Here is a 16,744-nt window from a genome sequence, read left to right on the forward strand (position 1 = left end):
AGGAAGGCAGACGCACATGACCCTCATGCAGATCCCCACGGACCACGGCACGATCGGACTGAACGTGGAGGAGGCCGGCCACGGGCGTCCCGTGGTCCTCATCCACGGCTGGCCGCTGACCCTCGACTCGTGGAAGGACCAGGTCGCAGCCCTGTCCCCGCACTACCGCGTGATCACCTATGACCGGCGGGGCTTCGGTGCCTCGGAGAAGCCCGCCGGCGGGTACGACTACGACACGATGACCGCCGACCTGCACGGTCTGCTCACCGAGCTCGACCTGCGTGACGTGACGCTCGTGGGCTTCTCGATGGGCGGTGGCGAGGTGGCGCGCTACATGTCCCGGTTCGGCGCGGACCGGATCCACTCGGTGGTGTTCGCCGGCGCGGTGCCCCCGTACCTGCTGAAGACCGACGACAACCCCGACGGCCCGCTGACCGAGAAGCAGGCCGCCGAGATGCGCGCGGGTCTCGAGAAGGACCGCGAGTCGTTCTTCGACGACTTCACGACGACGTTCTTCTCCACCCCCAAGCTGGCCGGCCTGACCAGCAGCCTCAAGGTCACCGAGGAGCAGCGCCAGGAGGCCATCCGGATGGCGCTGCAGTCCGACCAGACGGCGGCGCTGGCCTGCATGGACGCGTTCGGGGCCACCGACTTCCGCCGCGACCTGCCGGCAGTGACCGTGCCGGCCCTGGTCCTGCACGGCGACGCCGACCAGATCGTGCCGTTCAAGGGCTCCGGCAAGCGGACGCACAAGGCGATCGACGGCAGCCGCGTCGAACTCGTCAAGGATGCCCCGCACGGCTTCAGCATCAGCCACTCCGAGGAGTTCAACCGGATCCTGCTGGAATTCCTGGCGGAGTGAGGGGGCAGGTAGGCCCACCAGAGTGCTGAACGCGACACGGCGCTCGTGGGGGTGGTGCATGCCATCCACCACGGCGCCGACGCTGACCTGTCAGGCTCGATCCGACGCCGTGATCACCCGGAGCGCGGGATCAGGCCGACCGGCCGGCAGAACCGCGCGTCAGGACGTCGAGTACGAAGCCGATCGGCCCATGACGGGTGCGCGCGTCCTGAAATAGGCCAGATCGGAACTGCGAGCCCCGGTCCTCGTGCACCAGGCACCCAGCCACCACGGCTGCACCGCCGCGGCCTGCGACGGCCTTGTTCGCGCAGAGACAGAGCTTCTCCTCAGCCGTGAAGTGCTTCCTGATGTCGGTCAGTCAGAGCCTGCGCGGCGCTTCTGGAGCGGGCTGGCGCACAGACCGAGGTGCTGTCGATCCATGACGGCGAGATTCAGGCGCGTGAGAAGGGTCTGCCATGAGTTTGCTTGACACGAGTTATCAGGCGGCGGCAGCCGCCTGGACTGATTGAACCATCTCGAACTCGACAGGGGTGAGCTTCCCGAGACGGGCCTGCCTACGACGGCGGTGATAGGTCCGCTCGATCCAGCTCACGATCGCGAGCCGGAGCTGGTCGAAGGACTGCCAGCGACGCCGGTTCAGCACGTTCTTCTGCAACAGCGCGAAGAAGGATTCCATTGCCGCGTTGTCCCCAGCAGCACCGACCCTGCCCATCGACCCGACCAGGCCGTTGACCCGGAGCGTCTCCACGAACCGCCTGGCTCGAAATTGCGATCCTCGATCCGAATGCACCCGGCAACCCTGCACCTCGGCCTTGCCTCCACGCCGGCCCAGAGCCATCTGCAGGGCGTCCACGGCCAGCTGCGAGCTCATCCGCCGATTGATCGAGTAGCCCACGATCCGGTTCGAGAACACGTCCTTGACCGCGCAGAGATAGAGCTTGGAATCCCCGGCCCAATGCTCTGAGATGTCCGTGAGCCACAGCTGGTTCGGCTTCTCAGCGGCGAACTCACGACGAACCAGATCATCATGAACGGCAGGGCCAGGACGCTTGCCCGAGCCGCGACGGATCGAGTGGCAGCAGCGGACCTTCACGAGCCGACAGGCCTTCAACACCTGATGGTCCGACACGGCCAGGCCACGGCCGCGGAGCTCATCAGCCAGGAACCGGTATCCGAACTCCGGGTCATCGGCATGGGCATCGAGGACGGCGTTGGCGGCATGCGCGTCGGACCATTCCCGCTCGCTGACAGGTTCGGCCAGCCACTGGTAGTAGGCCTGACGGGAGAACCCGAGGACCCGGCAGGAGAGTTTCACGGCAATCCCGTCGCGGGCCAGGTCCTTCACGACGGGATAGGTCATTTTGGGGACTGACCCAATTTCAGGTTCGCCTGGGACAGATACGCGGCCGCACGCCGTAGGACCTCGTTCTCCATCTCCAACTCGCGGTTGCGGCGCTTGAGAGCCTTCAGCTCCTCGTTCTCAGCCTTGGTGATGCCGGGCCGGATCCCGGCCTCGACATCATCCTGGGCCAGCCAGCGCCGTAGGCAGGACTCGGCGATGCCGAAGTCCTTCGCGACCTGCGCGATCGGCATCTGACCCTTACGGGCGATCGCGACCACGTCCTGGCGGAACTCTCGGGGGTATGCAGCGGGCATGGGGTCATCCTTCCAGCAGTCCCTCCCGGGACCACAGATCAGATGTCAACCAAACTCACGGCAGACCCTTTCCTCCTACGGGTCAGGACGGGGGTGCCGGGCCAGAGGTCTCGGGCGGGCTGGGCACGGTGGGTGGGGGTGAGCGATAAAGGCATGTTCTTTCCTGGGCGGCCACCGTGCGATGCCCCCGTGGATGGAGGGGTGTGGGCCGGGCGGGAGGGTCAGTGGATGTAGGAGAAGACGCCCATCATCCCGGCCTCGGCGTGGTAGGCGTTGTGGCAGTGGGTTAGCCACTGGCCCGGGTTGTCCGCCTCGAAGTCGAAGACGATGGTTTGCCGGGGTTTGATGATGACCGTGACCTTGCGGGCGCCATGGTCGGCCAGCTGGAAGGTGTGGCCGTGCAGGTGCATGGGGTGCCACATGTCGGTGTCGTTGGTCATCGTGACCCGCACGCGTTCGTCCAACCGGAGTTCGAAGGCGCCCTCGAAGGGGTTGGCCGGGTCGAAGCGTCGCCCGTTGATGCCCCAGTCGTACTCCATCATCGATCCGGTGAGGCGTACCCCGTGGGTCGTGGTCGGGTCCTTGGGTGGGAGCAGGACGGATTCGTGTGCCTTCAGTCGGCTGCCATCGAGCACGGTTCCGCCCAGGGTCTGTGGGAGCCGACCGGAGAGCGTGGTCTTTGGACCGGCTGCGATGATGCCGTAGGCGTGGCCGGTCTTGCCCTCGGGCAGGGCCAGTACGGGCACCGCCTGGTCGCCGAGGGTGATCAGCACGTCCAGGCGTTCGCCCATCCCCAGGACGACGGCATCGGCCTGGCGGGGCTGGACCGGGAACCCGTCGGTGTGGGTGATGGTCAGTTCCTGGCCGGGGATCCCGACCCGGTAGGCGGTGTCTCCGGCCGCGTTGATCAAGCGCAGGCGGATCCGGTTGCCCGGGGTGCTGGAGAAGGTGTCCGGGTCGGATGGGGGGCGGCCGTTGAACAGGTGCACGGGGATCTTCACGTCGCCGGCGTCCCCGCCCAGATAGTCGCTCTCAGCGCCCATGAGCATGTGCTTCATGGGCATGCCCGAGGAGCTGTCCTGGCTCATGGACCCGTGGTCCATGCCCGCCATGCCGGCCATGCCCTCCATGTCGCCGGACATGTCCATCCCGGCGGAGAGTTCCTCGACGACGTCCTGCGGTGTTCCGGTGATCCCGTCGAGCCAGTCGTCCAGGATCACGACCCATTCCTGGTCGTAGCTGAGGGGCTCGTTGGGGTCCTCGACGATCAGGGCCCCGTACAGGGCGCGTTCGCGCTGGGTGTCGAAGTGGGAGTGGTACCAGTACGTGCCCGGATGGGACAGCCGGAAGCCGTACGTATAGCGTCCTCCGGCGGCGATGGGGTCCTGGGTCACCCCCTGGACTCCGTCGGCGTCGTTGCGCAGGGCCAGCCCGTGCCAGTGCACGCTCGTGTCCTCGGGCAGGTCGTTGGCGACGCTGACCTTGAGCAGGTCCCCGGTCTGGGCGCGCAGCAGCGGCCCGTTGAGGCCGTCGTTGTATCCCCAGGTGGTCAGGCCCCGACCCTGGAGGGAGGTCTCGAGGGGTGCGGCGGAGAGCCGGTGGGTGACGGTGGTGCCCGAGGCGGCGCGTCGTTTCTCGTACTCGGCGACCAGCGGGTCGGTGGGCAGGATGCGCCCTGACGGTTGGGGGCTGATGACGGGATCGGCGCAGGCGGCCAGCCCGGCCAGCGCCAGGGCCCCGACGGAGGCGCCCAGGAAGGTGCGGCGGGTGGTCAGTGAGGAGGTCATCGGTTCTTCTTTCCGTCATCCGGCCCCGTGTCGCAGGCGGGCGCGACGGGGCCGGGCATGGCTGATCAGTTGCTGGGTGAGGCCGGTGGCGTACCGGGGCTGCGTGCCGCTGTCACCCGGAGGTATTGGCGGACCCTGCGCTCACCGGTGGGGCGCGGCCGGGGGCTTTAGGTGCGGCTGACGGCCAGTTGAGCCAGTGAAGGGTCCACGGGGGCCGGAAATGGGCAACCCAGGGCAGGGGTGGTGCGGTCAGTCCCCCACCGGGGCTAGGGCGTGTCTGAGAATAGATGCACGAGTCAGCTGAGACCCTGGGGACATGTCCCGGTTCCAGATGCTCTCTGACACCCAATGGGAGTTGATCGCCCCGATGCTCCCGACCCGGACCGGCCGCGCCGGCAGGCCGTTCGCCGACGCCCGCACCATGGTGGAGGCGATCATCTACCGGTACCGGTGCGGAATCGCTTGGAGGGATCTGCCCGAGGTCTACGGGCCCTGGCAGACCGTGTGGACCTGGCATCGGCGCTTGGCTGAAGAGGGCACATGGGACACGGTGCTGGCCACGCTGACCGCCGCCGCTGACGCCGAAGGCCTGATCGATTGGTCGGTCTCGGTGGACTCCACGATCGCCCGCGCCCACCAGCACGCGACGAACATCACCCGCCACACAGGGGGATGGATCGAACTACAAGAATCCGCGTGAGGAGCCGGCCGATCACGGCATCGGGCGCTCCCGTGGCGGGCTGAGCACGAAGATCCATCAGCTCGTGGACGGGACCGGGCTGCCGCTGGTCAGCCTGATCACCCCCGGCCAGGCAGGGGACTCCCCGATGCTGCTTCCTCTTCTGGCGCAGCTGCGCGTGACCCGGCCAGTAGGGCGGCCCCGGACCCGCCCCGAGGCCGTGCTGGGCGATAAGGCGTACTCCTCCCGGGCGATCCGCACCCACCTACGTGCCCGTGGGATCAAAGCGGTCATCCCCGAACCGGCCGACCAGCAGGGCCACCGCAGACGGCGCGGTGCCCGCGGCGGGCGCCCCGTCAGCCTCGACGCGGACGCCTACAAGGGCCGCAACGTCATCGAGCGTCAGTACGCGCACCTGAAGCAGTGGCGGGGTCTGGCGACCCGGTATGACAAGTACGCGATCGTCTACCGGTCCGCTGTGGTGCTGAATGCTGTGATCGCATGGTCCAAACGATTGTCAGACATGCCCTAGGCAGGAGGGCCCGGGAGGCCAAGTGGGACACGACAGGTGCCTTGGTCAGGGCCGAGGCGCAGGTATCGTCCACGGCCTCCAGGGCACAGACCGGCAACCCGGGGTCGGCTGCCTCATCCCCGGCAGGCTCGGCCGGGAGCACGACCTCGGGCACCATGCCGGCCGGACCGATGGCGCCCGGCCCGAGGTGATGAACAGTTGTGGCGGCGGCCGTACCGGTGGCGGCCCAAGCCGCGCTGGTGCCCGTACCAGCGTGCATCCCGAGCAGGCCCAGGATCAACACGAGGGTGCCCAGAACGGTTCGAAGGGCGGGCCAGCCGGACAGGGGGCGGCGGGGGGAGGTCACAGCAGCGATTCGGTGGTGTTCCCGCCGTCCGTGGTGGACAGCACGGTCGAGCCGACGACCAGCAGTGCTTCGGTCTGCCCGTCGTCGGTGATGCCCGTTCCCAGGGCGGTGGCCGTGCCGACCGGGCGGTCGCTGGCGGTCCAGGTGTCGCCGGCGTCGGTGCTGGTCAGCAGGTGTCCCTCGGTGCCGGCGCCCACGGCGGTGGTGTCATCGGCCCAGGCGACCAGGTGCATCAGCTGGGGGGTGTCCAGGGTGGTCCAGGTCGCGCCGTGGTCGGTCGAGCGCAACATGCCGGTTTCGGTGGTGGCCAGCACGGTCCCGGTTTTGGGGGAGATCGCCAGCGATGCCGGGGCGACGGGGATCTCAAGGCTCTGCCAGGTGAGGCCGTCGGTGCTGGCGCGCAGTTGCCCATCGAAGCCGAGGACCCCGTTCGGGCCGGCGGCCAGGGCGTGGAAATCGGATGCGCCGCCGCGGGAGAGCACCGTCCAGCTCTGGCCCCGGTCGGTGGACTCGGCCAGGCCCAGCGGCTCGGGCAGGTCGGTGCGCGGTGCGGGGTGACCCGAGGCCAGGTAGCGGCCCTCGGGAGTCAGGGTGAAACCCATGAAGTCCACGACCGGACCGACCTGGGTCAGCTCCCCGTCCTGGAGCCGGAACAGGCCCTGGTGGGTGGCCAGCAGCACCTCACCGGACTCGGGGTCCCGGGTGAGGGCATGGACGTGGGTGATGGCCGTGCCGGTGCCCTGCGTGCCGGTGCCGGCCGCCGGGGATGTCGCGGGGTTCGGCGCGGCGCAGGCGGTGAGGGTGCCAGCGCCGAGCAGGGTCAGCCCGCCGGCGATCAGGGTTCTGCGGGTCAGGGGGGTCATGGAGCCTTTCCGCCCCGGGCCAAAAGGCGGGGCTATCTACCATTGTCGGCCGGTGACGCGCCGGGATGGGGCGGTTTGCCTTGAAGATTCGATGAAGATTCCCCGCCCCGGCACCGTTCTGAGCCGCCGGGGCGCGAGACAGAGCGAGACTGGACCCATGAATTCTGGCACTGGCACTGGGACTGACACTGGGACTGGTCCGGCGGCCGGCCGGGTGTTGGTGGTCGATGACGAGAAGCCGCTGGCGCGCATGGTGGCCACCTACCTGGAGCGGGCCGGCTACGAGGTGGCCCTCACCCACACCGGCCCGGCCGCAGTGCAGGCCGCCCGGGTTCACGAGCCCGACGTGATGGTCCTGGACCTGGGCCTGCCCGGGCTGGACGGGATCGAGGTGTGCCGGCGGGTGCGGGCCTTCTCCGAGTGCTATGTGCTGATGCTCACCGCCCGCGGCCATGAGCACCACCGGTTGGAGGGATTGGCGGTGGGGGCCGATGACTACATCACCAAACCCTTCAGCGTCCGGGAGCTGGTCGCCCGGGTGGGGGCGGTCATGCGCCGGCCGCGCACAACGGTGTCAGCCCCCGAACCGGAACGGGTCTGCGGTGACCTGGTCATCGACCTGGCCGCCCACGAGGCCCGCGTGTCGGGCCAGGTGGTGCAACTAACGCGCACGGAGTTCGACCTGTTGGCCGCCTTGTCGGGGCGCCCGCACCAGGCCTTCTCCCGGCGCCAGCTGATCGATATCGTCTGGGACCCGGCCTGGGTGGGCGATGAACGGCTCGTGGACGTGCACATCAAGAACCTGCGCCGCAAGCTCGACGCGGACCCGGCCCGCTATATCGACACCGTCCGCGGGGTCGGCTACCGGATGGCGGAGCAATGACCGGCCGGCGGCGCTACCAAGGATTAGCGGCCCGGTTCTTCCTCGCCCAGCTGCTGGTGGTGGGGGCCAGCGTGCTGGCCGCGGTGGTGGTGGCCTCCCTGGCCGGCCCACCACTGTTCCACGAGCACCTGGAACAGGCCGGGGCCGGACACGATGCAGCCCAGGTGCTGCACGTGGAGCAGGCCTACCGGGACGCCAATTTCTGGACCCTGGGCGTGGCCCTGGCCACGGCCTTGATCTGTTGTCTGGCATTGACCTGGAATGTCGCCCGCCGGATCCAGAGTCCGATCAACGCCCTGACCCAGGCGGCCAAGGCCATGGCCGGTGGACGGTACGACACCCGCGTGCCGGCCATGGGCGCCGGCACCGAGGTGGAGGAGCTGGCAGGGTCTTTCAACACCATGGCCGCACGGCTTCAGCGCACCGAGGACACCCGTCGACGGATGCTCTCGGACCTGGCCCACGAGCTGCGCACCCCCGTCTCCGTGCTGACCGTCTACCACGAGGCCCTGCAAGACGGGGTGTCCCACTGGGACGAGCCCACCGGTGAGCTGATGGGCGAGCAGCTGGCCCGGTTGACCCGGCTGGTGGAGGACATCAACGACGTCTCCCGCGCCGAGGAGGGCCGGATCGAACTGGACCGCAGCCCCCAAGGGGTCAGCGGGCTGCTGCATGCCGCGACCGAGGCCCACAAGGAGGCCTACGCCACCAAGGGCGTGGCCCTGACCATGGACGCCGATCCGGGCCTGGCCGTGGACGTGGACCGCCAGCGCATGGGCCAGGTCCTGGGCAACCTGCTCACCAACGCCCTGCGCCACACCCCGGCCGGGGGCCGGGTCACCCTCGAGGCCCGACAAAGCCCGTCCGGGGTCACGCTCAGCGTCACCGACACCGGGGAGGGGATCTCTCCCGAGCACCTGCCGCACGTCTTCGAACGCTTCTACCGCGGGGACACCGCCCGCGACCGTGACCACGGCGGCTCCGGGGTCGGCCTGGCCATCTCCCGAGCTCTCATCCAGACCCACGGCGGCACCCTGAGCGCCACCTCCACCACGGCCGGGGCGACGTTCACCATCGACCTGCCCACCAAGCAGCCCCCCGACCAGCCCACCTACCGGCGCACCCGTTTATCCACCGTGAACACCGGCGCTCCACCCCTTGAATGATACCCCCAGGGGGTATATACCAAGAGGAGAGGCGCCGTCCGGCGCCGCCCTCAGACCTGAAGGAGACCGTCATGACCGAATCCGCCCGCACCCCGCTGCCGGGGGCCACCAACGGCTGCTCGTGCTGCGCCCCAGCCGCCGACGCCACCGCCCCCGCCGGGCGCCAGAGTGCCGACCCAACCGGGACGAGCGCCGGCGACGCGACCTACCAGGTGGAGGGCATGACCTGCGGACACTGCGTGGGCTCCGTCGCCGAGGCCGTGAGCGCCCTGGACGGGGTGGACGATGTCCGGGTCGAACTGGTCGCCGGCGGGGCCTCCCCCGTCACCGTGACCGGGCCCGCCTCCGCGGACTCCGTGCGGACGGCCATCGAAGCGGCCGGCTACCGCGTCCGGATCTAACCGACCCATCCCCTCGAGGTCGGCGCCCCACCGCCGAGCCGGTCGCCGAACAGACCGCCGAGCAGAAGGAACACCATGAGCACCCCGCACCACCACGATCACCCCACCGACCAGACCGCCGAACACCCAGACCCGAACCCCCACGCCGGCCACGCCAACCACACCGACCATGCCGCCCACCACCCCGCGGACGCGGCCACCCACGGGCAGGCCATGCCCCAGGGCCACGCCCACTCGGCCCTGGACGAGGAGCACCAGGTCCACGACCACGGTCAGCACGCCGGGCATTCCACCGCGATGTTCAAGAACCGGTTCTGGGTCTCACTGGTGCTCTCCATCCCGGTGGTGTTCTTCAGCCACATGGTCGGGCAGCTGCTGGGCTACCACGTCCCCGAGTTCCCGGGCTCGGCGTGGATCGCCCCGGTGCTGGGCACCGTGATCTACCTCTATGGCGGCATGCCCTTCCTGAAGGGCGGGCTGACCGAGTTGCGCGCCCGCCAGCCCGGGATGATGCTGCTGATCGCGATGGCCATCACGGTGGCCTTCGTCGCCTCCTGGGTCACGACCCTGGGCATCGGGGACCTGATGCTGGACTTCTGGTGGGAGCTGGCGCTGCTGGTGGTCATCATGCTGCTGGGCCACTGGATGGAGATGCGCGCCCTGGGCGCGGCCTCCTCCGCCTTGGACGCGCTGGCGGCGCTGCTGCCGGAGGAGGCCGAGAAGGTCGTGGACGGTGACACCATCACCGTGCCGATCACCGAGTTGGCCGTGGGCGATGTGGTGCTAGTGCGGGCCGGGGCCCGGGTGCCGGCCGACGGGACCATCCTCGAGGGCGCCGCGGAGTTCGACGAGGCGATGATCACCGGGGAGTCGAAGCCTGTGCTGCGCCAGGCCGGGGACACGGTGGTCGCTGGGACCGTGGCCACCGACAACACCGTGCGGGTGAAGGTGGCCGCCGTCGGGACCGACACGACCCTGGCCGGGATCCAGCGGATGGTCGCTGACGCCCAGGAATCCTCCTCCCGCGCCCAGGCGTTGGCCGACCGGGCGGCGGCCCTGCTGTTCTGGTTCGCCCTGGTCGCGGCGATCATCACCGCGATCGTGTGGACCGCGATCGGCCAGCCCACCGACGCGGTCACCCGCACCGTGACCGTGCTGGTCATCGCCTGCCCGCACGCCCTGGGCCTGGCCATCCCGCTGGTGATCGCCCTCTCCACGGAGAAGGCCGCCAAGTCCGGGGTCCTGATCAAGGACCGGATGGCCCTGGAGCGGATGCGCACCATCGACGTGGTCCTGTTCGACAAGACCGGCACCCTGACCGAGGGCGCCCACGTCGTCACCGCCGTCACCGCGATGCCCGGCGTGTCCGAGGCAGAACTGCTGGCGGTGGCCGCCGCGGCCGAGGCTGACAGCGAGCACCCCGTGGCCCGGGCCATCGTCACCGCCGCCGGGCAGCACCCGCAGGCCAGCACGTTGCGCAAGCGCGGCACGGACTTCAGTGCTGCCATGGGCCGCGGGGTGCGCGCCACCGTGGACGGCTCCGAGATCCTCGTCGGGGGCCCGAACATGCTGCGCGAGCTTAACCTGACCATGCCGGCGGAGATCACTGAGCACACCGCCTCCTGGACCGCGCGCGGGGCCGGGGTGTTGCACGTGCTGCGCGAGGGGTCCGTTATCGGCGCGGTCGCCGTGGAGGACAAGGTCCGCCCCGAGTCCCGGGCCGCCGTGGCCGCCCTGCACGCCCGCGGCATCAAGGTCGCGATGATCACCGGCGATGCCCGCCAGGTCGCCGAGGCCGTCGGGGCGGACCTGGGCATCGACGAGGTCTTCGCCGAGGTCCTCCCCCAGGACAAGGACACCAAGGTCACCGAGTTGCAGTCCCGGGGACTGTCCGTGGCCATGGTGGGCGACGGCGTCAACGACGCCCCGGCGCTGGCGCGGGCCGAGGTCGGCATCGCCATCGGCGCCGGCACCGACGTGGCCATGGAGTCCGCCGGCGTTGTGCTGGCCAGCAACGACCCCCGCGCGGTGCTGTCGATGATCGAGCTCTCCCAGGCCAGCTACACCAAGATGATCCAGAACCTGGTGTGGGCCACCGGCTACAACGTGCTCGCCGTGCCGCTGGCCGCCGGCGTGCTCGCCCCGATCGGGTTCGTGCTCTCCCCCGCGGTGGGCGCGATCCTGATGTCCGTCTCCACCATCGTGGTGGCCCTCAACGCCCAGCTGCTGCGCCGGATCGACCTGGACCCGGAGCACCTGGCTCCTCTCGAGCGCCCCCGGTCGCAGGCTGCCCTTCAACCCGCGACCTCCTGATCGCGCCTCTTGGCGCTAACTCTGATATGAACCCTCAACCCACTGTGGAAGGACCCACCATGAAACGCACCATGACGCTGACCGCCCTGGCCCTGGCCTCCGCCCTGACCTTGACCGCCTGCGGCACCGGCGCCCAGGACGAGAACGCCGGCGCTGAGGCCTCGGCCACCGCGACCAGCTCCGCCCCCGCCGCCACCCCTGCGGCCACGGCCACCGCGACACCGTCCACCACGGCGACCGGTTCGGCCGAGGAGGTCTCCGCCGAGCACAACGACGCGGACGTGATGTTCGCCCAAATGATGATCCCGCACCACCAGCAGGCCGTTGAGATGAGCGAGATGCTGCTGGCCAAGGATGACGTCCCGGCGGAGGTGGCCGCGTTCGCCCAGAAGGTCATCGACGCCCAGGGCCCGGAGATCGAGCGCATGAACGCCATGCTCACCGCCTGGGGCCAAGACCCCGTGGACACGGACGGTATGGAGGGCATGGACCACGGCGGGATGTCCGGGATGATGTCCGAGGAGGACATGGCCGCCCTGGAGCAGGCCCAGGGCACCGAGGCCGCCCGGTTGTACCTGGAGCAGATGACCGCCCACCACAAGGGCGCCGTGGACATGGCCAAGGACGAGGTCGAGGACGGCCAGAACCCGCAGGCCGTGCAGCTCGCCGAGCAGGTCATCGCCGACCAGGAGGCCGAGATCACCGAAATGCAACAGATGCTCGACAAGCTCTGAGCACCGTCGTCCGCTGCGGGCATCCGGTGAGACGCGGCTGGCGATAGACCCCGAAACCGGAACGGGTCCTCCAGGAAAGGAGACGAGCATGCAGGACAAGATCAAGGTCGCGGTGAACGGGTACGGGGTCATCGGCAAACGCGTCGCCGACGCGGTCCGGGCCCAGGAGGACATGGCGCTGGTCGGAGTCAGTGACGTCATCGCTGACTACCGGATCGCGACTGCGGCCGGGAAGGGTATCCCCGTCTACGCCTCTACCGAGCAGGCCCTACCGGTGATGGCGGATGCCGGCCTTCCCGTCGTCGGAGGCCTGCACGACCTGCTCGAGAACGTTGACGTCGTGGTGGACTGCACCCCGGCCCAGGTGGGCGCCGGCAACCTGGAGCTCTACCGTGCCCACGGGGTCAAATCCGTGTTCCAGGGCGGGGAGAAGCACGATCTCACCGGCCACTCCTTCGTCGCCCACGCCAACTACGCCACCGCCCTGGGCCGGGACAGCACCCGGGTGGTGTCCTGCAATACCACCGCCACCGTCCGGGCCCTTACCGCGCTGAAGGACGTCGGACTGCTGTCCAAGGCCCGGGGGGTGCTCATCCGCCGGGCCACCGATCCGTGGGAATCGGACCACTCGGGGATCATGAACACCATCGTCCCCGAGGGCCGAATCCCCAGCCATCAGGGGCCCGACGCCCAGTCGGTGGTCCCGGACCTGGACGTGGTCACCATGGCCGCCAAGGGAGCCCACACTCAGAACCACCTGCACTACTGGACGATCGAGCTCACCCGCCCGGCCGAGAAGCAGGAGGTGTTGGAGGCGTTCCGGGCGATGCCGCGGATCGCCTTCGTCCGGCGCTCGGACGGCGTCGTGGCGGTCAATAGCACCGTGGAACTCATGGAGGACCTGGGCCGGCCCCGGGGTGATATGTATGAGGTGGCCCTCTGGGAAGACATCCTCACCGTGGACGGCAACGAGCTGTACTACACCTACACGGTGGACAACCAGGCGATCGTCGTCCCCGAGAACATCGACGCGATCCGGGCCCTCACCGGAACCGTCGACGACGGCGGCGAGTCCATCCGGCGCACCGACCGCGCCTTGGGGGTGCGCCAGGACTTCGTGCGCTCCTCGGTGGCTGCCCGTTGAACTGCGCGGCAGACGCCGCTGAGGCGGTGCCCGGCCCCAGGAATGGGGGGTGGTCGGACACCGCTTCGGCGGCCGCAGACTACCGCAGCGGTCCTATGGCCTCCGGTCAGGTGCGAGAGGCCGTCGCGATCGCGTTGATGGCCTCATCCAACACCGCATTGAACTGCGCTGGGCTCTGGGCCGTACTCAGCCCTTCGGTCAGGGCGCGGGAGAAGCTGGCGATCACGCCGTGGTTGCGGGCCAGCAGGGTGGTGGCCTGGGCCCGGGTATAGCCGCCCGACAGGGCCAGGACGCGGATCACTCGGGGATGGTCCACGAACTCGCGGTAGAAGTCCGCCCGCTCCGGCAGCGTCACTTTGAGGATGACCGACTAGGGCATGTCTGACAATCGTTTGGACCATGCGATCACAGCATTCAGCACCACAGCGGACCGGTAGACGATCGCGTACTTGTCATACCGGGTCGCCAGACCCCGCCACTGCTTCAGGTGCGCGTACTGACGCTCGATGACGTTGCGGCCCTTGTAGGCGTCCGCGTCGAGGCTGACGGGGCGCCCGCCGCGGGCACCGCGCCGTCTGCGGTGGCCCTGCTGGTCGGCCGGTTCGGGGATGACCGCTTTGATCCCACGGGCACGTAGGTGGGTGCGGATCGCCCGGGAGGAGTACGCCTTATCGCCCAGCACGGCCTCGGGGCGGGTCCGGGGCCGCCCTACTGGCCGGGTCACGCGCAGCTGCGCCAGAAGAGGAAGCAGCATCGGGGAGTCCCCTGCCTGGCCGGGGGTGATCAGGCTGACCAGCGGCAGCCCGGTCCCGTCGACGAGCTGATGGATCTTCGTGCTCAGCCCGCCACGGGAGCGCCCGATGCCGTGATCGGCCGGCTCCTCACGCGGATTCTTGTAGTTCGATCCATCCCCCTGTGTGGCGGGTGATGTTCGTCGCGTGCTGATGCGCGCGGGCGATCGTGGAGTCCACCGAGACCGACCAATCGATCAGGCCTTCGGCGTCAGCGGCGGCGGTCAGCGTGGCCAGCACCGTGTCCCAGGTGCCCTCTTCGGCCAAGCGCCGATGCCAGGTCCACACGGTCTGCCAGGGCCCGTAGACCTCGGGCAGATCCCTCCAAGCGATTCCGCACCGGTACCGGTAGATGATCGCCTCCACCATGGTGCGGGCGTCGGCGAACGGCCTGCCGGCGCGGCCGGTCCGGGTCGGGAGCATCGGGGCGATCAACTCCCATTGGGTGTCAGAGAGCATCTGGAACCGGGACATGTCCCCAGGGTCTCAGCTGACTCGTGCATCTATTCTCAGACACGCCCTAGTCGTCTCCGAGCTTGTCCAGTTGGGCGAGGATTGCCGCCTTGAGCTGGTCCTCCACCTCGGCCTTGCGGGGGCTGCGGATATCCACCTCGGGCTCGATGATGGGCACCAGCCCGGTAACGAGGATCTGACGGGCGAGCCCGAACTGCTGCTCCACGACGGAGCCCACCCCGTCCCCGGGCAGCTTGATGACCGAGCGCATCTTCGTCCCGAACATGTGCTTTTCGACGGCTCGAGACAGTAAGTCATCCAGGTGCGGGATGGGTTTCATGAGCTGGGCGCCTTGCTGTTCCGGGGCCAAGCCCTGGTCGATTTTGAGGAAGGGCACGATGCCTTTGCTGTTCCACAGGTAGTCGCCCGTGGGGGAACCCTCCACCTGGCGGTTCATTGTGTTCTCGAACAGGATGGCCCCCATGACGGGGCGTGTCAGATGGTCTGTGTAAGCCGTACCGAGAGGAACGGTAAGAATCATGACCATGATCGACGAGAAGAACCCAGGCGAGCCCTCGGGCCAGGACCTGGTCGAGCAGCTGAAAGCCTCAGGGCAGCTTGATGCCCTGTTCGCGCAGATCGACGCGGGCGGCGTCGAGCTCACCGGTGACGGCGGGTTCGTGCCCGCGCTGGTCAAGGCCGCGCTCGAGCGGGGCCTGCAGGCCGAGCTGACCAGCCATCTGGGCTACGAGAAGGGCTCGAGCGAGGCGCCGAAGCACGCCAACTCCCGCAACGGGACCACCCCGAAGACCGTGGAGTCCGAGGTCGGGCCGATCGAGCTGGACGTCCCGCGAGACCGGGGCGGGTCGTTCACCCCGCGCCTGGTGCCCAAGGGCCAGCGGCGCCTCGGGGGCCTGGATGACATGATCATCAGCCTCTATGCCGGCGGAATGACGATCCGGGACATCCAGCACCACCTGGCCTCCACGATCGGCACGGACCTGTCGCACGAGACGATCTCCAACATCACCGACGCCGTGAGCGAAGAGGTCCTGGCGTGGCAGTCGCGGCCGCTGGAGGAGTTCTATCCGGTGATCTATCTCGACGCAATCCGGATCAAGATCCGAGAGAACAGCCAGGTCCTCAACCGTGCCGCCTACATCGCCGTCGGCGTGGACCTCGAGGGCATCAAGCACGTGCTGGGGATCTGGGTCCAGGACACCGAGGGCTCGGCGTTCTGGGCCCACGTCTGCGCCGATCTCGCCAACCGGGGCGTGCAGGACGTGCTGATCGTGTGCTGCGACGGGCTCAAGGGCCTGCCGGAGGCGATCGAGGCGACGTGGCCGGACTCGATGGTCCAGACCTGCGTGGTTCACCTGATCCGGGCCGCGATGCGGTTCGTGGCCTACCAGGACCGCAAGAAGGTCGCCGCCGCGCTGAAGCCGATCTACACTGCCCCCAACGAAGAGACCGCGAGGAAGGCGCTGGCCGAGTTCGAGGCCTCCGAGCTCGGCACGAAGTACCCGTCTGCAGCCGCGACCTGGGCGAACTCCTGGGAGCGGTTCATCCCGTTCCTGCAGTTCCCACCCATGCTCCGCAAGGTCATCTACACGACCAACAGCATCGAGTCGCTGAACTTCCAGCTACGGAAGGTGACCAAGAACCGCGGCCACTTCCCCTCGACCGAGGCGGCGGTGAAGCTGCTCTGGCTGGCGATCTGCAACATCGAAGACAAACGCGCCGCCGAACGCGCTCGGGACCGGGGCAAACCCGCCGGCCAGCGCAAAGCCCAGGGCCGGCTCGTCGAAGGCCAGGCCGTCACGAACTGGAAGCAGGCCCTCGCCCAGCTCGCCGCGGCCTACCCCGACCGGATCAACCCCTACCTGTGACCACCCCGCTTACACAGACAAGTTGACACGCCCCCATGACGCGCTCACCGTCGAAGCTGGGGCTGGTGATGATACGTGTGCGCACCTGGTGTACCAGGTCGAACATCTCCTCTGGGCCGGAGTAGGCATCCTTGTCGATCCCGTAGAGGTGCAAGGCCGCCGGGGTGCTGCCCCCGCTCTGGTCCAGCGCCGCGACGAATCCGGCACCGTTCCTGACCCTCTGATACTTCTCCGAGTCCATGGGA

15 protein-coding genes and 1 pseudogene are annotated in these 16,744 nt (G+C 68.9%); 9 read left to right on the top strand and 7 right to left on the bottom strand.

Annotation, left to right across the window (positions count from 1 at the left end):
* Window positions 1–16 precede the first annotated feature (16 nt).
* Window positions 17–862 (top strand): alpha/beta fold hydrolase, encoded by an 846-nt coding sequence (locus tag HDA34_RS03680; protein ID WP_010079170.1) that lies wholly within the window; start codon window positions 17–19, stop codon window positions 860–862.
* Between the two features lie 478 nt (window positions 863–1,340).
* On the opposite strand, the pseudogene HDA34_RS03685 reads toward HDA34_RS03680, so the two are convergent.
* Together HDA34_RS03685 and HDA34_RS03690 are read right to left on the bottom strand one after the other, a co-directional pair.
* Window positions 1,341–2,518 (bottom strand): annotated as a pseudogene (locus HDA34_RS03685) (IS3 family transposase).
* A 221-nt stretch (window positions 2,519–2,739) separates the two neighbouring features.
* Window positions 2,740–4,305: a multicopper oxidase family protein gene (locus HDA34_RS03690; RefSeq protein WP_060974119.1), complete on the bottom strand. Its 1,566-nt coding sequence runs from the start codon at window positions 4,303–4,305 to the stop codon at window positions 2,740–2,742.
* 316 nt (window positions 4,306–4,621) lie between these two features.
* On the opposite strand from HDA34_RS03690, the gene HDA34_RS03695 reads away from it, so the two are divergent.
* A protein-coding gene (locus tag HDA34_RS03695; RefSeq protein WP_119217444.1) for an IS5 family transposase occupies window positions 4,622–5,516 on the top strand; the annotation gives its coding sequence in 2 pieces (ribosomal slippage) (window positions 4,622–4,978 and window positions 4,980–5,516; 894 coding nt in all).
* Between the two features lie 342 nt (window positions 5,517–5,858).
* Here HDA34_RS03695 and HDA34_RS03700 read toward each other — a convergent pair.
* Window positions 5,859–6,725, bottom strand: coding sequence for a F510_1955 family glycosylhydrolase (locus HDA34_RS03700; protein ID WP_036340675.1), 867 nt, complete (start codon window positions 6,723–6,725; stop codon window positions 5,859–5,861).
* Between the two features lie 157 nt (window positions 6,726–6,882).
* On the opposite strand from HDA34_RS03700, the gene HDA34_RS03705 reads away from it, so the two are divergent.
* The 6 genes from HDA34_RS03705 to HDA34_RS03730 all read left to right on the top strand — a co-directional run bounded on the left by HDA34_RS03705 (window position 6,883) and on the right by HDA34_RS03730 (window position 13,366).
* A complete protein-coding gene (locus tag HDA34_RS03705) occupies window positions 6,883–7,608 on the top strand; it encodes a response regulator transcription factor (protein WP_060974075.1) in 726 nt (241 codons plus the stop codon).
* Window positions 7,605–8,774 carry a sensor histidine kinase gene (locus tag HDA34_RS03710; protein ID WP_060974076.1) on the top strand — a complete coding sequence of 390 codons (1,170 nt, stop codon included), beginning with the start codon at window positions 7,605–7,607 and terminating at the stop codon, window positions 8,772–8,774. The genes HDA34_RS03705 and HDA34_RS03710 overlap by 4 nt, the downstream gene beginning before the upstream one ends.
* 71 nt (window positions 8,775–8,845) lie before the next feature.
* Complete coding sequence (locus tag HDA34_RS03715) at window positions 8,846–9,175, top strand: heavy-metal-associated domain-containing protein (RefSeq protein ID WP_060775536.1); 330 nt, start codon at window positions 8,846–8,848, stop codon at window positions 9,173–9,175.
* 75 nt (window positions 9,176–9,250) lie between these two features.
* Window positions 9,251–11,488 (top strand): copper-translocating P-type ATPase, encoded by a 2,238-nt coding sequence (locus tag HDA34_RS03720; protein WP_060974077.1) that lies wholly within the window; start codon window positions 9,251–9,253, stop codon window positions 11,486–11,488.
* Between the two features lie 59 nt (window positions 11,489–11,547).
* Window positions 11,548–12,222 carry a DUF305 domain-containing protein gene (locus HDA34_RS03725; protein WP_060974078.1) on the top strand — a complete coding sequence of 225 codons (675 nt, stop codon included), beginning with the start codon at window positions 11,548–11,550 and terminating at the stop codon, window positions 12,220–12,222.
* A gap of 88 nt (window positions 12,223–12,310) precedes the next feature.
* Window positions 12,311–13,366, top strand: coding sequence for a type II glyceraldehyde-3-phosphate dehydrogenase (locus HDA34_RS03730; RefSeq protein ID WP_002854314.1), 1,056 nt, complete (start codon window positions 12,311–12,313; stop codon window positions 13,364–13,366).
* A 106-nt stretch (window positions 13,367–13,472) separates the two neighbouring features.
* Here the strand turns inward: HDA34_RS03730 and HDA34_RS03735 are convergent, their stop codons facing one another.
* The 3 genes from HDA34_RS03735 to HDA34_RS03745 all read right to left on the bottom strand — a co-directional run bounded on the left by HDA34_RS03735 (window position 13,473) and on the right by HDA34_RS03745 (window position 15,157).
* Entirely contained in the window at window positions 13,473–13,721 is a 249-nt protein-coding gene (locus tag HDA34_RS03735) for a beta/alpha barrel domain-containing protein (protein ID WP_060974079.1), read from the bottom strand.
* A 15-nt stretch (window positions 13,722–13,736) separates the two neighbouring features.
* Window positions 13,737–14,631, bottom strand: a protein-coding gene (locus tag HDA34_RS03740; RefSeq protein ID WP_119217444.1) for an IS5 family transposase whose coding sequence is annotated in 2 segments (ribosomal slippage) — window positions 13,737–14,273 and window positions 14,275–14,631 — 894 coding nt in all. Because the reading frame shifts where the segments join, the coding sequence is not laid out codon by codon here.
* A 46-nt stretch (window positions 14,632–14,677) separates the two neighbouring features.
* Complete coding sequence (locus HDA34_RS03745; RefSeq protein WP_310735465.1) at window positions 14,678–15,157, bottom strand: class I fructose-bisphosphate aldolase; 480 nt, start codon at window positions 15,155–15,157, stop codon at window positions 14,678–14,680.
* On the opposite strand from HDA34_RS03745, the gene HDA34_RS03750 reads away from it, so the two are divergent.
* Complete coding sequence (locus tag HDA34_RS03750; RefSeq protein WP_012750929.1) at window positions 15,156–16,499, top strand: IS256-like element ISMlu11 family transposase; 1,344 nt, start codon at window positions 15,156–15,158, stop codon at window positions 16,497–16,499. The genes HDA34_RS03745 and HDA34_RS03750 overlap by 2 nt on opposite strands.
* On the opposite strand, the gene HDA34_RS03755 is transcribed toward HDA34_RS03750, so the two are convergent.
* Window positions 16,483–16,740: a beta/alpha barrel domain-containing protein gene (locus HDA34_RS03755; RefSeq protein ID WP_233437111.1), complete on the bottom strand. Its 258-nt coding sequence runs from the start codon at window positions 16,738–16,740 to the stop codon at window positions 16,483–16,485. The genes HDA34_RS03750 and HDA34_RS03755 overlap by 17 nt on opposite strands.
* Window positions 16,741–16,744 lie beyond the last annotated feature (4 nt).

The sequence above is a fragment of the Micrococcus luteus genome (genome assembly GCF_014138885.1).
Taxonomy (GTDB): Bacteria; Actinomycetota; Actinomycetes; order Actinomycetales; family Micrococcaceae; genus Micrococcus; species Micrococcus luteus.

Bases quoted from the DNA above. Each gene is read 5' to 3' on its own strand.
- HDA34_RS03680 (WP_010079170.1), top strand. From the start codon at position 17: ATGACCCTCATGCAGATCCCCACGGACCACGGCACGATCGGACTGAAC.
- HDA34_RS03690 (WP_060974119.1), bottom strand. From the start codon at position 4,305: ATGACCTCCTCACTGACCACCCGCCGCACCTTCCTGGGCGCCTCCGTC.
- HDA34_RS03700 (WP_036340675.1), bottom strand. From the start codon at position 6,725: ATGACCCCCCTGACCCGCAGAACCCTGATCGCCGGCGGGCTGACCCTG.
- HDA34_RS03705 (WP_060974075.1), top strand. From the start codon at position 6,883: ATGAATTCTGGCACTGGCACTGGGACTGACACTGGGACTGGTCCGGCG.
- HDA34_RS03710 (WP_060974076.1), top strand. From the start codon at position 7,605: ATGACCGGCCGGCGGCGCTACCAAGGATTAGCGGCCCGGTTCTTCCTC.
- HDA34_RS03715 (WP_060775536.1), top strand. From the start codon at position 8,846: ATGACCGAATCCGCCCGCACCCCGCTGCCGGGGGCCACCAACGGCTGC.
- HDA34_RS03720 (WP_060974077.1), top strand. From the start codon at position 9,251: ATGAGCACCCCGCACCACCACGATCACCCCACCGACCAGACCGCCGAA.
- HDA34_RS03725 (WP_060974078.1), top strand. From the start codon at position 11,548: ATGAAACGCACCATGACGCTGACCGCCCTGGCCCTGGCCTCCGCCCTG.
- HDA34_RS03730 (WP_002854314.1), top strand. From the start codon at position 12,311: ATGCAGGACAAGATCAAGGTCGCGGTGAACGGGTACGGGGTCATCGGC.
- HDA34_RS03750 (WP_012750929.1), top strand. From the start codon at position 15,156: ATGATCGACGAGAAGAACCCAGGCGAGCCCTCGGGCCAGGACCTGGTC.
- HDA34_RS03745 (WP_310735465.1), bottom strand. From the start codon at position 15,157: ATGGTCATGATTCTTACCGTTCCTCTCGGTACGGCTTACACAGACCAT.
- HDA34_RS03755 (WP_233437111.1), bottom strand. From the start codon at position 16,740: ATGGACTCGGAGAAGTATCAGAGGGTCAGGAACGGTGCCGGATTCGTC.